Here is a 15,752-nt window from a genome sequence, read left to right on the forward strand (position 1 = left end):
TCCTCTATACATCCACACAAACGGACGTTGATTTGTAAATTGCTCGAGAGATTTTTACACTCATACTAAAAGTGTTTTCTTCCTAGCGCTGAGAATTCTTGGCGCTTATCTCTATTTGTAAAATTACCTTACCCTTAAGCTGTTATCGAACGAGAGTTTTCCACAGCTTGTTAGTGTATCGACACCTCAGGACTTAATCAATTAGTAACAGTATGGTTTAAAGAAAGTTAAGTGTGTGGAAAACTCAAAAAATGTGCTGATTTATGTGCTTTTAGTAACACCAAGAATGGGACAAAAAAAGCCGGCTAAAGCCAGCGTTTTTACAAAGTTTTGTATTGATATTTTTAGTTTGGACTAGTCGATCACTGTGACTTTGATCATGTTGGTTTTGCCTTTTTTCTCGATAGGAATTGCCGCAGTATTTATTACCACACTGCCAGATTCAACCAGCTTCTCTAATTTGAGTATCTGATTTACTTCACGGATAGTTTTGTCAGTACTTTCAAACTTATCATAATAAAAGCCCCGAACTCCCCATAATAAGCTGAGCGTATTCAAAAGCTTGACATTACTTGTAAAGATAAAAGTAGCTGCTTTAGGCCGGTAGCTCGAAATTTCAAACGCTGTGTAACCAGATGAGGTCATGGAAATAATGCCGACAGCATTAGTTTTCTCAGCAAGGAAAACTGCTGAACCGCAAACAGCATCACCCATATAGGTTGCTGATTCCATATTCAAAACCTTAGGATTATTGAACGGATAATCTGTTTCCTCAACATTTCTGACAATTTTCTGCATCGTTTCAATAACAATCAGCGGGTAGTCGCCAACAGAAGTTTCACCGCTCAGCATTACAGCGTCAGCGCCATCAAGTACAGAGTTTGCAACGTCATTTACTTCGGCACGTGTCGGGCGTGGTGAAGTGATCATACTCTCCAGCATTTGAGTTGCAACAATAACCGGTTTTGAGGCTGCGCGGCATTTTTTAGCAATCATCTTCTGCAGCATCGGAACTTGTTCCATCGGCATTTCAACACCCAGGTCCCCCCGAGCTACCATCACTCCATCGGTCGCCTCAATAATCTCATCAATATTATCGATTGCTTCCGGTTTTTCAATTTTTGCAATTACTCGCGCTGCATTGCCACTTCTTGCAATAATGCGTTTTAATTCTATGATATCATCAACTGAACGTACAAACGATAATCCGATCCATTCCACATCGTTTTTCAATGCAAACTCCAGGTTATTCAAATCTTCCTCCGTCAAACTTGGAATGGAAACCTTTGTATTTGGGAGGTTTACACCTTTACGCGAAGTCAGGTTACCACCATAGACAACCTCGCAGAGTACAGAATCCTTATTGTTTGTTGAAAGAACTCTCATTTGAATCTTTCCATCATCAAGTAAAATGATCTCACCTGCGCGGACATCACTTGGAAAGCTTTGATAGGTTATATAAATCTGCTTATCATCACCAATTAATTCTTTTGTTGTGATTTCTATCTTCTGACCGCCAACGAGGTTTATACCGCCATCTTTAACCAAACCAATACGGATCTTTGGACCCTGAAGATCGGCCAGGATACCCACATTAGTCTTATACTTTTTATTTATATCGCGAATAATATCAATAACCTTTTGATGGTCGGCCTGGCCCCCATGAGAAAAATTTAACCGGCAAACATCTACACCAGCCTTTATCATACTCAACAAAACCTCTTTCTTCGAAGAGGCAGGGCCGAGTGTGGCCACAATTTTAGTTCTGTTATGAACCGCTTTCATCCTTTATGTTTTTAATAAGTAATTTCTAATCATTAGTGTACCGAGTACACCATCCAACGGGCTAAAATATGAGATTTTCTTTGGATTTCAATTTTTTAGGATCAACTTCGGCGGCTACCAACACCTCAGGAATCTTATTTATACCCGATATTATGCGCTTGAGATCCTCCTGGTCAATGTAATTGCGTATGAGCAAAAAGAAATCTACGGTCCTCATTTCGGGCACCAAAAATCCTTCGGATCCCTTATTCGCCAGGATATAATATTCGGTCTCAGATTCAGCGGACAAATAGAAGTAACGGCTGAAATAAAATAATTCCTGATCCGCACTGAATAACATCTCTAAATCATTAATTTTAGAAAAATCAATACCCAGTTGCTTATTAATTTTATAACAAAACATATAATCCTTTAATTGTGCAGTGATCGCTACCAACACAAAGTCAAGGTCCAATTCAAATTTTAAAGTAGTTTTATTCAATCCGATAAGAAAAGTTAAAATTACAAAACTAAAACGCTTTAGGGTTTAAATTGTATGATATATGTCAGCCCAAAACAAAAAGGTTTGAAAATTGACAGAATTTATTTTTCTTTGCACAGAATTATTTAACAATTAAACTAAAAAACCATGTCTGATATCGCTTCAAGAGTTAAAGCAATTATCGTTGAAAAATTAGGTGTTGACGAAAGTGAAGTTACACCAGAGGCATCTTTCACCAATGATCTTGGTGCTGATTCATTAGACACCGTGGAGTTAATCATGGAGTTTGAGAAAGAATTCAACGTAGCTATCCCTGATGACCAGGCTGAAACAATCGGCACCGTTGGTCAAGCTATCGCTTATTTAGAAAAGAACGTAAAGTAATTTTACGACACCCTCATATAAATGGAGCTTAAAAGAGTTGTTGTTACAGGATTAGGTGCGCTTACTCCAATTGGCAATACTATACCCGAGTTTTGGGATAGTTTAATCAATGGGGTAAGCGGAGCCGGTCCTATAACTCATTACGACCCTGAGAAATTCAGAACAAAGTTTGCCTGTGAAGTAAAGAACTTCAACCCTGAGGACTTTCTGGATAAAAAGGAAGCACGTAAGCTCGATCCATTTGTACACTATGCTATTGCCGCTTCAGATGAAGCTATTAAAGATGCTGGCTTAGATTTCCCTTCGTTAGATACCAACCGTATCGGTGTAATTTGGGGTTCTGGTATCGGTGGACTTAAAACCTTCACTGATGAAGTAACTAACTTTGCTACCGGCGACGGATCTCCACGATTTAATCCATTCTTCATTCCAAAAATGATTTTGGATATTGCTCCGGGCCATATTTCGATTCGGCACGGCTTGCGCGGCCCTAATTTTTCCACAGTTTCCGCTTGTGCTTCTTCAACTAATGCCCTGATCGATTCATTCAACTATATCCGCCTCAATATGGCTGATATAATTGTATCCGGCGGATCAGAAGCAATAATTTACGAAGCGGGCTTGGGTGGATTTAATGCTATGCATGCTCTTTCTACCAGAAATGACGATCCAAAAACAGCTTCAAGGCCGTTTGATAAAGATCGTGATGGATTTGTAGCAGGAGAAGGAGCAGGAAGTATAATACTTGAAGAGCTTGAACATGCTAAAGCACGTGGCGCAAAGATTTATGCTGAATTAGTTGGTGGCGGAATGAGCGCCGATGCAAATCACATTACAGCGCCGCATCCAGAGGGGCTGGGCGCAAGGCTTGTAATGACTAATGCCTTACGCGATGCTGAGTTAAATCCGTCAGATATAGATTACATAAATGTTCACGGAACTTCTACTCCTCTTGGAGATATTAGTGAAGTAAGAGCAATTGTAGATCTGTTTAAGGAACATGCGTTTAAACTTAATATCAGCTCAACAAAATCTATGACTGGCCACTTACTCGGTGCTGCTGGTGCTGTAGAAGCTATTGCAGCTATACTGGCTGTTAAAAATGATATTGTACCTCCTACGATCAATCATTTTACCGATGACCCGGGCTTTGATCCAAAATTGAACTTTACTTTCAATAAGGCTCAAAAACGTACGGTAAATGCTGCATTGTCGAACACATTTGGCTTTGGCGGTCATAATGCCTCCGTTATTTTCAAAAAATATAAAGCATAATTCCTTCCTTCAATTATTCCGGATCATAAAACTGTATATTAGTTAGTCTTTTATCCGATTTATATTCATTGATGCCCGTTTCCAGAATTTACAAACTTTATTTATCTCCGGATCGGAAGTACGTCAGGTCGTTAAAAAATCTGCTTGGATTTGTACCTGGAAATTTAAGACTTTACAGAATGGCATTTCGCCATCGTTCGGTAGCGGTAGAATTAAAGAACGGCACCAAGAATAGTAATGAGCGGTTAGAATTCCTGGGTGACGCTATTCTCGGGTCTGTAATAGCCGAACTGCTTTTTAAGATGTACCCTTACAAAGATGAGGGTTTTCTTACTGAAATGCGTTCGAAGATCGTAAGCCGATCAAATCTCAATCAACTGGCAAAACGTCTTGGGTTGGATGAACTTATTGAATTTGATACCAGAATCCTATCATACTCCAACAAACAGGGCTCATTGCTCGGCGATACTTTTGAGGCTATGATCGGCGCCATTTACCTGGATAAAGATTATAATTTCACCCGCGACTTTTTGATCACCCGGATCATTAAACCACATATTGACATCCACACCCTTGAGCTTACTGAAACTAACTTCAAAAGCAAGCTTATAGAGTGGTGTCAGCGTCATGGAAAAGATATTTCCTTTGATTTAGTTCCTAACGCAGAAGGAGAAAACTCGAAGTTATTTACAATTCAGGTAACTGTAGATGGTGATTACTGCGGTATCGGGCGTGATTACAACAAAAAAAATGCTGAAAAGCTTGCGGCGGAAAAATCCTGCGAGCTTTTGAGTATCTGAAATCTGCATGGTGTCAGTAAGAACCAGGCTTTATGAATGGAATAAAACGATTTTGTTCGCTGATATTCATGATATGGGGCTTTGTGACCTTCATTGCGGCAATGCTCCTCGTACTCCCCTTTATTTTTATCTCCTCAGCACTTTTTGAAGGCAAAAGAAGCTCAGATATTATCTTTTTCTTCCTGAATATTTGGGGATGGATATTTTGTCTATTGTCGTTCTATCGTATCCAAACACGGAACAAAGCAGCCATTAATCCCGACACCGCGTATATCTATGTCTGTAACCATAATTCCTATCTGGATGCTGTAGCCATTGTCCTGGCGATTCCTGGCTCATTCAGACCTCTGGGGAAAATCGAGATGGTGAAAATTCCCGTCTTCGGCCTTATATACCGTAAAGTTGTGGTAATGATCGACCGGGCCAGCAAAGAAAGCAGGCAACGAAGTGTCGATGAACTAAAACAGGATCTTTCGAAAGGACAATCGATTCTGATATTTCCCGAAGGAACGATGAACCGAAGTGCTGAGCCTTTAGCTGACTTTTATGATGGTGCATTCCGATTAGCCATCGAAACACAAACACCCATTGCCCCAATGGTAATTCTGAACGCAAGAAATTTGTTCCCGAGGTCAGATCCTTTCGCAGCCCGACCAGGGGTCATAACCTGTGTATTTGACCAACCGGTGGATGTTAGCGGGTTCGTCCCGGAAGATCTGGAAATACTGAAAGCGAGTGTATATGGTAAAATGAACGCGCTTATCGAAAAAGCGGTTTAATACTTCAAATTCTTTTCAGTGAGATCCGGTGCTTTTGGTAATGGAGGTAAACTGAGCAATCCTTTCGGCCGGCCTGATTTATTGAATATTTCCAGAGATCTGTTCACATAATTAATGAACGCGTATTCATCCATTTTCGACAAACTTTCATAATCCGGGCGGTAGGTGACCATGAAATTCTTAAGGTCATTATCCGTCAGACCTGTTATTTTACTGACAGCAAAAGAGTTAAATCGCCTGTCAATCTCCGTTTGTTCCAGTTCTTTAAGATAAAACAAATTGAATCGCCGGGCCTGATTGGGAGTTTTACCAAGCAGCTCATACAAAGCGGTAACCGGTTGAAACACATAGGCCAACAACGGTGGCTTACCGCCATAAAAAGAACCCTTTTTCCGATACTGGTCTTTAAATTCGTCCAGTTCTTCCTTCTTGCTCTGTCCCGTTACTTTTACCTCATCCAGCTCAATCACGCGCTGCATTTGCAGGATAAGGTCGGCCATAGATAGTAATGGTTTGATGATATCGCTATATCCGGATTTAGAAAGCACTAAGGTATCGCCGGCCGAAGCAAGAATCTTAAACATTCCTAATTCATTGCTTAACACCCTGGCACCTGAGGTCTTATTAGTTATAGAAACATTCGCAATCCGGGCTACCCCCGATTTTTCAAGGACCAAGCCCTGAACGGTGTTCTGCTGTGCGCGTACGTGAGCAGCCCACAATAGAAACGTGGTTATCAAAAAAATCCTAAATAGGTTACGCTTCATCCGATTATTCAAAATTAGTAATTAGAGAGACGTTTAATCCTTAAATAATGTTAAATCTGCATTAATCACCTTCAGTACCTTTAGCTATTAAATCTTATCTTTGCCCGATGATAAAATCCATGACAGGATACGGTTTGGCTACTAAGGATTTTGCAAATGCAAAATATACTGTAGAGATTAAATCATTGAACAGTAAGTTTCTTGAGCTTTCTTTAAAAATTCCAAAATCTTTTTCAGATAAAGAGTTCGTTTTAAGAAATGACTGCAGTAAACAGATTGAACGCGGGAAAGTTAATATCAGTATTAATGTAGAGAACGCTGAAACTACATTAAAGACTTCCACTATAAATCAGCCACTGCTGAACCACTACTACCAACAGCTGAAAACTGCGGCCAACTCACTTGGCGATACAGGGAGCAATCTGCTGCAAATGGCCCTCAATTTTCCGGAAGTAATTCAATTTACATCTGAAGAAGGCATAGAGGATGAATGGAAAACTGTTTACGAAACCTTTGGCGAGGCGCTGAAAAATTTTCAAAACTTCCGTCAGGATGAGGGTAATGTATTAAAACAAGACCTGATCCTGCGGATAAACAATATTGATGAAGGGATGCGTTTAGTTTCAGAACAGGAGCCCAATCGAATTCCTGCGATCCGCGAACGGCTGAATCATTTCCTGGAAGAAGCTGTTGGAAAAGAAAATGTTGACAAGAATCGCTTCGAACAGGAACTTATCTACTATATAGACAAACTGGATATTACTGAGGAAAAGATTCGCCTCAAAAGTCATTTGGATTATTTCCTTGAAGCATTGAAAGATAAAGACGCAAACGGAAAAAAACTCGGTTTTATTTCGCAGGAAATTGGTCGTGAGATTAACACGATGGGCTCAAAAGCAAATGATGCCAAAATGCAGCAGATTGTGGTTGGAATGAAGGAAGAGCTGGAGAAGATAAAAGAGCAATTATTGAACGTACTATAAAGTTGCAAGTAATAAGTTATAGGTTATAAGTTCCACTCGTAGCCTCAACTTAAAACTTGCAGCCTACAACTTACAACTCAAGTGAAAGGAAAACTAATTATATTCTCGGCACCTTCCGGAGCAGGTAAAACCACTATAGTTCATCATCTGTTAAAGACTAATCCTGCTCTTTCTTTCTCTATTTCTGCCACTACGCGGGAACAGCGGGGTGACGAAGAACACGGGAAAGATTATTATTTCATTTCACAATCAGACTTCCTTCACAAGATAGCTCAGAAGGAATTCGTTGAATTCGAAGAAGTTTATTCAGGCACATTTTACGGCACCTTGCGGTCCGAAATTGAACGTATTTGGGCAGGCGGAAAACACGTTATATTCGACATTGACGTGGAAGGCGGGCTTCATTTAAAGAAGAAGTATGGCGAGAATGCACTAGCGATTTTTGTTGATCCGCCTTCACTTGAGGTGCTGATCACGCGCTTAACTGCCCGGGGCACCGATGCTCCCGAGAAACTGGCGGAACGTATCAAGAAAGCAGATAAAGAGCTTCAATATGCCAGCCGATTTGATGTCGTTTTGAAAAATCATGACCTCGCTACTGCTTGTACAGAAGCCGAAAAACTAGTTACTGAGTTCCTAAAGCAATAGCAATTACAGAATATGAAGATCGGCTTATTCTTCGGCTCCTTTAACCCAATTCATATTGGACACCTGATCATCGCCAATTATATGGCTAACCATACTGATCTTGACCAGGTATGGCTTGTGGTATCACCTCATAATCCATTAAAAGAAAAAGGCGACCTGATAAATATGTACGATCGACTGGAGATGAGTAAACTCGCCACAGAGGATGCCAGCAATATTCGCGTAAGCGACGTGGAATTGAAACTACCGCAACCCTCTTATACTATTGATACGCTGACGCACCTTCACGAAAAATACCCGGAACACAAGTTTAGTCTGATTATGGGATCGGATAATTTGGTGTCCTTAAAAAAGTGGAAAAATTACGAGCTTATCCTCCGCGATTACCAGATTCATGTCTATCCCCGGCCTGGATTTGAAAATGCTGAACTACTTAATCATCCATCTGTACATGTAACCGATACACCTTTAATGGAACTGTCAGCGACATTCATCAGGAAGGCTGTAAAAGAAAAAAAGAATGTTCAATTCTTTGTAGAAGATAAGGTGCTAAGATTTATTGAGAGCAAAAACTTATACCGTTGATTGGATTACCAGTTGCCTGTTACTAGATACCAATTAACAGTTACCAGCCTAACGAACTGGCCCGACTTAAACGTATAACTTATAATAAATGAGTAGCGAAAAAACCATCCTCAAACTTCAGCTCCCTACCGACCCTCAATGGGTCAAAAACGTAGTGGAAAGTAATATCGAGGAAATATTAACAGATCATGCATTTTGCGAGCAAAAGGCGGCCAGTAATGCAATTACCCTGATAGTCCAAAATCCTAATCTTTCGGATCTGGTACAGGAAATGGCACTATTGGTACAGGAAGAAATGGATCATTTCAAGCGTGTTCACGATATTATTATTGCCAGGGGTTATGTTTTGGGCCGAGAAAGAAAAGACAACTACGTAAACGAACTGATGCAATTTATGATCAAGGGTGGCAGCAGGCAGGATCAGCTAATAGACCGGCTACTGGTTTCGGCAATGATCGAAGCACGGAGCTGCGAACGATTCAAAGTTATGTCTGAACATATCGGCGACGAGGAGTTATCTAAGTTCTATTACGAGCTTATGGTGAGTGAAGCAGGGCACTATACCATGTTCATTGGATTAGCACGTAAATATGCGGGAGAGATCGATGTTGAAAAACGTTGGAAAGAGTTCTTAGAATACGAAGCGAAGGTTATTCAGAATTATGGAAAATCGGAGAGTATCCATGGCTAGAAGTATCAGGTATCAAGAGCCAAGTATCTAGACCCATAGAGCCTAAATAGCATTAACGTTTAAAAATCAGGAATATCGCCGGACGTTTATGTAGTTCGGGGACTTTAGCTTTCCAGTCCTTAATTGTCTTAGTTTGCAGAAATTCTTCTTGCGAAGTGAGGTCGCAGGCGATACAAAGTCTTGTATCCGGCTTGCAGCTCTTCAATATCTCTTCAAGCATCGGGTTGTTGCGGAATGGGGTTTCTATAAATATTTGAGTCTGACTGTGGCGTTCAGCATGTGCTTCCAGTTCCTTAATTTTACTTGCCCGTTGAAGTTTATCAATGGGGAGGTAGCCGTGAAATGTAAAACTCTGTCCATTAAAACCCGAGGCCATTAGTGCAAGTAGGATCGAACTCGGACCCACGAGCGGCACCACTTTAATTCCACGTTTGTGAGCATAGGCCACTATTTCTGACCCCGGATCTGCGACGCCCGGACAGCCAGCTTCACTCATCAATCCAACATCCTGCCCAGCTAATAAACCCGCAAAGAACTCCTTGATATCGCTATCTCTGTTATGCTTCCCATAGTCATGAACGATCAACTCGCTCTGCGGTGTCTTTAGACCTGCTTCCTTAAGGAATTTTCGAGCTGTCTTGCTATTTTCTACGATGTATTCTTTAATGTAATTGATCGTTTCCACCAGGTATGGTGTAAACGATTTCGCAGAAACATTTTCTGCAAGTGGCACTGGAATAAGGAAAAGGGTACCGGTTGGCATGCTGGAGGTTTTTTGTAAAAATAGGGAATTAAAAAGGACTTAAAATCGTTACATCTTCGTATATAATTAGTAAACCTCAATTCCGTTCCTATCCAAATCACAACGTAATTATTTTGATACCATACAACCTTCCCCTAAACATTCTCCTCTTAGCTATAAGAATGTTAAAATTTAATTTTAGAGCCATGAAAGTAAAGAATGAGTTATCGGCCATTATTTTTGGATTATTATTTCTATCAGTAACAATGAATGCATCAACTGCAAAGGCGCAGTATGGTGATTATGATGACAATGTATCCCTTGAAACATTTTATGAGGAGCTGGCACCTTATGGTGTCTGGATCAATGATCCGCAATATGGCCGTGTCTGGCGGCCGGATGTAGATCAGGATGAATTCCGTCCATATTACAGCAGAGGGCATTGGGAAATGACTAAGTATGGGAACACCTGGGTTTCTGACTACGATTGGGGCTGGGCACCATTTCATTATGGACGCTGGCACCATCATAGCCGCAGGGGCTGGCTATGGATTCCCGGAAGAGAATGGGCGCCTGCATGGGTGAGCTGGAGAAGTGGTGGCGGCCATTATGGATGGGCACCTCTTGGGCCCGGTATAAACATCAATATGAATATTGGCAGAATCCCGGACTACTGGTGGGTATTTATCCCGCAGCGTAATATCTATTACCGGTCTTACCCGCGTTACGACTGGAGGAGAAATAGCAACATTTACCACAATACAGTTATCATCAACAATATTTATGTAAACAATAGCAACCGGAATAGATATTATACCGGACCGCGTGCAGACGAGATCAGGAGAATTACCCGCCAGCCGGTGACGGTACACGATGTACGGAATGAGCGGTACGCCAACGGCCGCAGTAATAGGCCAGAAGTAAACAGGGGTAGTGTTTCAAACCCGCGTCCTACGCGCCCAACGGATGCAGGCAGGGGAGCGGTCAATGGCAGGACAGACAACTCCATTGTCGACCGGTCTGACAATTCAAGTAGAGGCGCTGTTAATGGAAGACCAGATAATACCTTAACAGATAGATCCGGAAATAGTAATCCGGACAGAGGAGCTCCGACCAACAGACCAGATAGGGTGACAACCAGCAGACCCACGGAACAGGTGGCTAGTCGCCCGGGGGATCAAAAACTTTCCGGATCAAGTCAGCGTACCTCACGTACCTACGATAACCAGGATATCCGTGGAAGCCAATCGCCGCAACGCGAACGTCAACCAATTGCAGAACGTCAACAGCAGCAAAGCAGGCCTGAACCACCGCAAAGGGCAGAACAACGGCCACAGCAACAACCACGCGAATCTACACGTGACAACAGCAGTCAGCGATCTGATAGAAGTAGTTCTCCGGAAAGAAGCTCATCCGAGAGAAGCAGTGGCGGAGCAAGGCCGTCGAGAGGACAATGATAGATGTGGAAATGTGAAAGTGACAAAACGAAAAACCCGGTCTAACGATCGGGTTTTTTGTTCTAAGAACTTCTGAAATAACTGTAATTCTTAATTATTTAAGTCTGGATAGCGCGTCTCTCACTCTCGGAATCATCGCCTGAATATCTTCTAAAGAACATCCACCAACTGAAGCCCTAAACCAATTCATTCCCGAATCTGCGCTGAACGCTGAAAATGGTACCAAGCCTGCACCTGCTTCATTTATTAAGTAAAATACCAGATCAGTGCTAGTTTTCAGCACCTGACCAGACGGTGTAGTTTTCCCAAGGTAATCAATCTGGATAGTAAGATAAATAGCACCCATTGGCTGTATTGCCTGCACAGCAAATCCATCTGACTTCAACTCCATAAACCCATTGTAAAGAGCGTCAAGACTCGTCTGAACTTTCGCTTTGAAACTAATAAGAAAGTCGTTCCAGTCTGCCTTCTGGTCAAGGAACTGACCGGTAGCAACTTGCTCTGGCTTCGGCGACCAGGCGCCAACATGCCCGATAATAGTTTTCATTTTGCTCATCACATGCTCCGGTCCGAACGCCCATCCTACACGAACACCCGTGGCAGCAAGGCATTTTGAAATACCGTCTATATAAACAACCCGATCTTTAAGCTCAGGTCTCAACGAAACAGGATCATAATGTACTTGTCCGCCAAAGGTTAGCTGAGAATAGATCTGATCAAACATAATATAAAGTGGCTTCTCATCAGCCGCCCTGCTATTGTTTTCTTCGATCACCAGGTCACAGATGTCCTCAAGATCCTTCTTAGCGAACATTGTGCCTGTCGGATTTAAAGGGGAACATAATGCCAAAAGCGTCGCTCCTTTTAAATGAGGTTTGATATCTGCCGCAGTCGGCATAAAGTTATTCTCGGCGGAGGTCTGAACCGGCACGTCAGTCGCGCCTGTAAAACGGCAGTAATGGTTGTTATTCCATGAAGGAGTTGGGTAAACAACACGGTCTCCAGGATCGACCAAACTCATAAACAGTCCGTAGATAAGGGGTCGCGAACCACCCGAAACCTGGATCTGATTAATTCTGTAATCCAAACCGAAATTATCTTTTATAAATGCAGAAATGCTTTCACGTAATGAAGCAACACCTTCTGCGGGAGGATAATTTGTTTGATTCGAACGGTAAGCTTCCATGATATTCTCGGTAAGCTTCTCCGGTATTGGAAAAATGTTAGAATCGAAATCCCCGATGGTTAGATTGGCGATCTTATGGCCCTGTCTTTTCAGCTCGTTAATTTCACCTGCGATCTTTATAATTTCAGAACCTTCTAAGGTGTTTGCTATTTTGGATATATTCATGGTATGTGATCTTTGCGGTGGGCTGCTCCGTTATCATTTATAATATTATGCGAGGAGAGCGTCAATGGCTTTTTCAACCCGTTCAAAGCTAAAGTTTTTAAGATTGGCTTTAAAGGATTTGTAGATTTGCTCGTTACATAAATTACCAATGCTTCCTTCGTGAGTATGATTAACCATAGAAGGAGCCTTAAACTCACCTTTCTCTATAGCGGCACCCACGTTTTTATAGGCTTCCCGGAAAGGAACACCATTCAAAACTTCGGCATTAACCGCTTCCACGCTGAAGAGGTAGGCATATTTTTCATCTTTTAGAATGTCTTCCTTTATGCGAATGGATTGCAGCATAAACCCAGTCATTTCAATGCACTCATTTAACGACAAAAATGCAGGAAACAAATTCTCTTTTAGCAATTGAAGATCTCTGTGGTAGCCGGACGGAAGATTGGCCGTCATCAAAGCAATCTCGTTAGATAGGGCCTGAATCTTATTACATCTCGCACGGATCAGCTCAAATACATCCGGGTTTTTCTTGTGGGGCATAATGCTCGACCCCGTTGTAAGTTCATCGGGAAAGCTGATAAATGCAAAGTTCTGGTTGATGAATAAACATGCATCCATCGCAAGTTTCGCTAAGGTTGCAGCAATTGAAGACATGGCTTGCGCCAGGATCCTTTCGGTTTTTCCTCTGCCCATCTGTGCGTAAACCACATTATAATTCAGCGAGTCGAACCCAAGTAATTCGGTGGTCATCATTCTGTTCAATGGAAAAGACGATCCATATCCTGCTGCCGATCCAAGGGGGTTTTTGTTACAAACTTTCCACGCTGCAAGCATGAGTTCCATGTCGTCGGCCAGGCTTTCCGCGTAAGCGCCAAACCATAAGCCAAATGATGAAGGCATAGCAATCTGCAGGTGAGTATACCCGGGAAGCAATTTATCTTTGTGCTCTTCGCTTTGAACGATCAATTGTTCAAACAGAATTTCAGTATTTTTTACCAGCTTCGTAATCTCCGAACGGAAAAACAGCTTAAGATCAACTAATACTTGATCATTACGTGAACGGCCGCTGTGTATCTTTTTCCCGGCCTCGCCAATCCGCTGCGTCAACAGAAATTCCACTTGTGAATGCACATCCTCTACTGTTGGCTCAATTGAGAACTTGCCGTCCTGGATTTCCCGGTAAATCTTTTTAAGCTCTGCCTGAACCTGTACTAGATCCTCCTTCTCCATCAGGCCGATACTTTCCAGCATCTTAGTATGCGCCAGAGATCCTAACACATCAAATGGAGCGAGCATAATATCCATTTCACGATCATTGCCAACCGTAAATTTCTCAACTGACCTTTCTGTGCTTGTGTTCTTTTGCCAGAGCTTACTCATACATGCTAAAATTTGTAAAATACTGTTCTTTGATGGTTTCCCATTCTGACCGCAAAATACTGTAATAAACTGTGTTCCGGATATAACCGTCGTGCAATTTGATGTGTTCTCTTAAAACGCCTTCACGAGTGGCACCAATACCTAATATGGCTTGCCGCGACCGGTGATTTCGTTCATCTGCTTTCAGTTCGATGCGATTCAAACCAAGTGTCTCAAATCCGTAGCTCAGTATAAGGAATTTCATATCGCGGTTAAGGCCGCTTCCCTGAAACTCGCTACCTATCCAGGTCCAACCGATTTGCCCGCGCTCATCCTTCCATGAAATCTCAGAAAGTCTTGTACATCCGGCAATTTTCCCCGATTTTTTATCGATAACAACCCAGATTGCACAGATACCGCTGTTCCTATCGGCAATAGCTGTTGCAATATATTTCTTTAGTTCTCCGGGTTTTGAAAGATCAGATGTTCCATAAATCCACAGAGATTCTTCATCAGCGATCTCCTGAAGCTCTTTTTCATCATCCTTGGTCAACGGCCGCAACAGGGTCCGTTCACTTTCTAAGCTTATGTTCAGATCTGGTATCATTATATAATTTTTGATAGTAATTCGATATAAAGGCTAATACCTTCCTCTATTTCCTCTGTATAAATAAATTCATTTGCCATATGTGATCTGGCCGAGTCACCCGGGCCCATTTTTAGCGAAGGGATGTCGAGTAAAGCCTGATCACTGGTTGTTGGCGATCCGTATGTTTCACGTCCCAAAGCAATACCTGCTTTAACTATTGGATGGTCCTTACTGATGGATGAAGGCTTTAACCTGGTCGATCTTGGATTCACGTCGCAGCTTACATTCTGGCGAATGATCTTTAATACCTCTTCGTTCCGGTAGGCATCCGTGATCCGTACATCAACCGTAAACTTGCAAGTTGCCGGCACTACGTTATGCTGAGATCCGGCTTCGATTATCGTCACGCTCATCTTAACGGGACCAAAAAGTTCTGATTTCTTGGCGAACTCGTAAGATCTGAACCACTCAATATCCTTTAATGCTTTATAAATCGCGTTATCTCCTTCGTCCCTGGCCGCGTGGCCTGCTTTACCATGCACAGTGCAATCAATAACCATGAGTCCTTTTTCTGCAATTGCCATATTCATTAGAGTTGGCTCTCCAACAATTGCAAATTCCAGCTCACCAAGTTCCGGTAAAATCGATTCGAGGCCGCTCTGTCCTGAAATTTCTTCTTCGGCGGTCAAAGCCAGACAAAGGTTATATTTCAGATTCGCACTGTCATAATAATGCAGAAATGCTGCAGTTAAAGAAACCAGGCATCCGCCCGCGTCGTTGCTTCCCAGGCCGTATAGAATACCATCCTCGATGTCTGCAGCAAATGGCTCCCGGGTATAACCTGAGTTTGGTTTTACCGTGTCATGATGAGAGTTAAGAAGTATAGTAGGCTTATTCGCGTCGAAAAACTTATTATAAGCCCAAATATTATTCAGCTTGCGATTAGTTTTCACCTCCTTACTCACAAGGAACGCGTTGATTGCAGACGCAGTTTTATCCTCTTCCCTGCTAAATGAAGGAATCCGGATCAGCTCCTTCAGCAGTTCTATACTTTCATTAACAAGAACTTCCGCCAT

At 42.1% G+C, this 15,752-nt stretch carries 17 protein-coding genes; 9 read left to right on the plus strand and 8 right to left on the minus strand.

What is annotated here, in order from left to right; translation table 11 throughout:
- Positions 1-354: 354 nt before the first annotated feature.
- Both pyk and B5X60_RS11115 read right to left on the minus strand, forming a co-directional pair.
- Positions 355-1,785, minus strand: a complete 1,431-nt coding sequence (gene pyk, locus B5X60_RS11110) for a pyruvate kinase (protein ID WP_079702759.1) — start codon at positions 1,783-1,785, stop codon at positions 355-357.
- Between the two features lie 61 nt (positions 1,786-1,846).
- Positions 1,847-2,266, minus strand: coding sequence for an IPExxxVDY family protein (locus B5X60_RS11115; RefSeq protein WP_079702760.1), 420 nt, complete (start codon positions 2,264-2,266; stop codon positions 1,847-1,849).
- A gap of 147 nt (positions 2,267-2,413) precedes the next feature.
- Between B5X60_RS11115 and B5X60_RS11120 the strand changes: the two genes are divergently transcribed.
- The 4 genes from B5X60_RS11120 to B5X60_RS11135 all read left to right on the plus strand — a co-directional run bounded on the left by B5X60_RS11120 (position 2,414) and on the right by B5X60_RS11135 (position 5,504).
- Positions 2,414-2,650 carry an acyl carrier protein gene (locus B5X60_RS11120; RefSeq protein ID WP_008508386.1) on the plus strand — a complete coding sequence of 79 codons (237 nt, stop codon included), beginning with the start codon at positions 2,414-2,416 and terminating at the stop codon, positions 2,648-2,650.
- 21 nt (positions 2,651-2,671) lie between these two features.
- Positions 2,672-3,925, plus strand: coding sequence for a beta-ketoacyl-ACP synthase II (fabF, locus tag B5X60_RS11125; RefSeq protein ID WP_079702761.1), 1,254 nt, complete (start codon positions 2,672-2,674; stop codon positions 3,923-3,925).
- Positions 3,926-3,996: 71 nt separating this feature from the next.
- Positions 3,997-4,725: a ribonuclease III gene (rnc, locus tag B5X60_RS11130; RefSeq protein WP_079702762.1), complete on the plus strand. Its 729-nt coding sequence runs from the start codon at positions 3,997-3,999 to the stop codon at positions 4,723-4,725.
- Between the two features lie 32 nt (positions 4,726-4,757).
- On the plus strand, positions 4,758-5,504 hold the full coding sequence (locus B5X60_RS11135) for a lysophospholipid acyltransferase family protein (RefSeq protein WP_079702763.1): 747 nt from the start codon (positions 4,758-4,760) through the stop codon (positions 5,502-5,504).
- On the opposite strand, the gene B5X60_RS11140 is transcribed toward B5X60_RS11135, so the two are convergent.
- Positions 5,501-6,271 carry a hypothetical protein gene (locus B5X60_RS11140; protein WP_079702764.1) on the minus strand — a complete coding sequence of 257 codons (771 nt, stop codon included), beginning with the start codon at positions 6,269-6,271 and terminating at the stop codon, positions 5,501-5,503. The two genes, B5X60_RS11135 and B5X60_RS11140, sit on opposite strands and share 4 nt — an antisense overlap.
- A gap of 119 nt (positions 6,272-6,390) precedes the next feature.
- Between B5X60_RS11140 and B5X60_RS11145 the strand changes: the two genes are divergently transcribed.
- The 4 genes from B5X60_RS11145 to miaE all read left to right on the plus strand — a co-directional run bounded on the left by B5X60_RS11145 (position 6,391) and on the right by miaE (position 9,178).
- Positions 6,391-7,254: a YicC/YloC family endoribonuclease gene (locus B5X60_RS11145; RefSeq protein WP_079702765.1), complete on the plus strand. Its 864-nt coding sequence runs from the start codon at positions 6,391-6,393 to the stop codon at positions 7,252-7,254.
- Positions 7,255-7,335: 81 nt separating this feature from the next.
- A complete protein-coding gene (gene gmk, locus B5X60_RS11150) occupies positions 7,336-7,902 on the plus strand; it encodes a guanylate kinase (protein WP_079702766.1) in 567 nt (188 codons plus the stop codon).
- A gap of 12 nt (positions 7,903-7,914) precedes the next feature.
- Positions 7,915-8,487 (plus strand): nicotinate (nicotinamide) nucleotide adenylyltransferase, encoded by a 573-nt coding sequence (gene nadD / locus B5X60_RS11155; protein WP_079702767.1) that lies wholly within the window; start codon positions 7,915-7,917, stop codon positions 8,485-8,487.
- Between the two features lie 88 nt (positions 8,488-8,575).
- Entirely contained in the window at positions 8,576-9,178 is a 603-nt protein-coding gene (miaE, locus tag B5X60_RS11160; RefSeq protein WP_170878436.1) for a tRNA-(ms[2]io[6]A)-hydroxylase, read from the plus strand.
- Positions 9,179-9,230: 52 nt separating this feature from the next.
- Here miaE and B5X60_RS11165 read toward each other — a convergent pair whose 3' ends face one another.
- The gene (locus tag B5X60_RS11165; RefSeq protein ID WP_079702768.1) at positions 9,231-9,941 is read right to left on the minus strand and encodes an SAM-dependent methyltransferase; all 711 of its coding nucleotides are present in this window, start codon (positions 9,939-9,941) and stop codon (positions 9,231-9,233) included.
- Positions 9,942-10,126: 185 nt separating this feature from the next.
- Between B5X60_RS11165 and B5X60_RS11170 the strand changes: the two genes are divergently transcribed.
- On the plus strand, positions 10,127-11,377 hold the full coding sequence (locus tag B5X60_RS11170) for a DUF6600 domain-containing protein (protein WP_079702769.1): 1,251 nt from the start codon (positions 10,127-10,129) through the stop codon (positions 11,375-11,377).
- A gap of 94 nt (positions 11,378-11,471) precedes the next feature.
- Here the strand turns inward: B5X60_RS11170 and B5X60_RS11175 are convergent, their stop codons facing one another.
- The 4 genes from B5X60_RS11175 to B5X60_RS11190 are packed head-to-tail and all read right to left on the minus strand — an operon-like array spanning position 11,472 to position 15,752.
- Positions 11,472-12,728 carry a pyridoxal phosphate-dependent aminotransferase gene (locus B5X60_RS11175; RefSeq protein WP_079702770.1) on the minus strand — a complete coding sequence of 419 codons (1,257 nt, stop codon included), beginning with the start codon at positions 12,726-12,728 and terminating at the stop codon, positions 11,472-11,474.
- Between the two features lie 45 nt (positions 12,729-12,773).
- The gene (argH, locus tag B5X60_RS11180) at positions 12,774-14,108 is read right to left on the minus strand and encodes an argininosuccinate lyase (RefSeq protein ID WP_079702771.1); all 1,335 of its coding nucleotides are present in this window, start codon (positions 14,106-14,108) and stop codon (positions 12,774-12,776) included.
- Positions 14,101-14,694, minus strand: coding sequence for a GNAT family N-acetyltransferase (locus B5X60_RS11185; RefSeq protein WP_079702772.1), 594 nt, complete (start codon positions 14,692-14,694; stop codon positions 14,101-14,103). Before B5X60_RS11185 ends, argH begins: the two co-directional genes overlap by 8 nt.
- Entirely contained in the window at positions 14,694-15,752 is a 1,059-nt protein-coding gene (locus tag B5X60_RS11190) for a M20 family metallo-hydrolase (RefSeq protein ID WP_079702773.1), read from the minus strand. Before B5X60_RS11190 ends, B5X60_RS11185 begins: the two co-directional genes overlap by 1 nt.

Source organism: Daejeonella lutea (assembly GCF_900168015.1).
In the GTDB taxonomy this organism is placed as follows: Bacteria; Bacteroidota; Bacteroidia; order Sphingobacteriales; family Sphingobacteriaceae; genus Daejeonella; species Daejeonella lutea.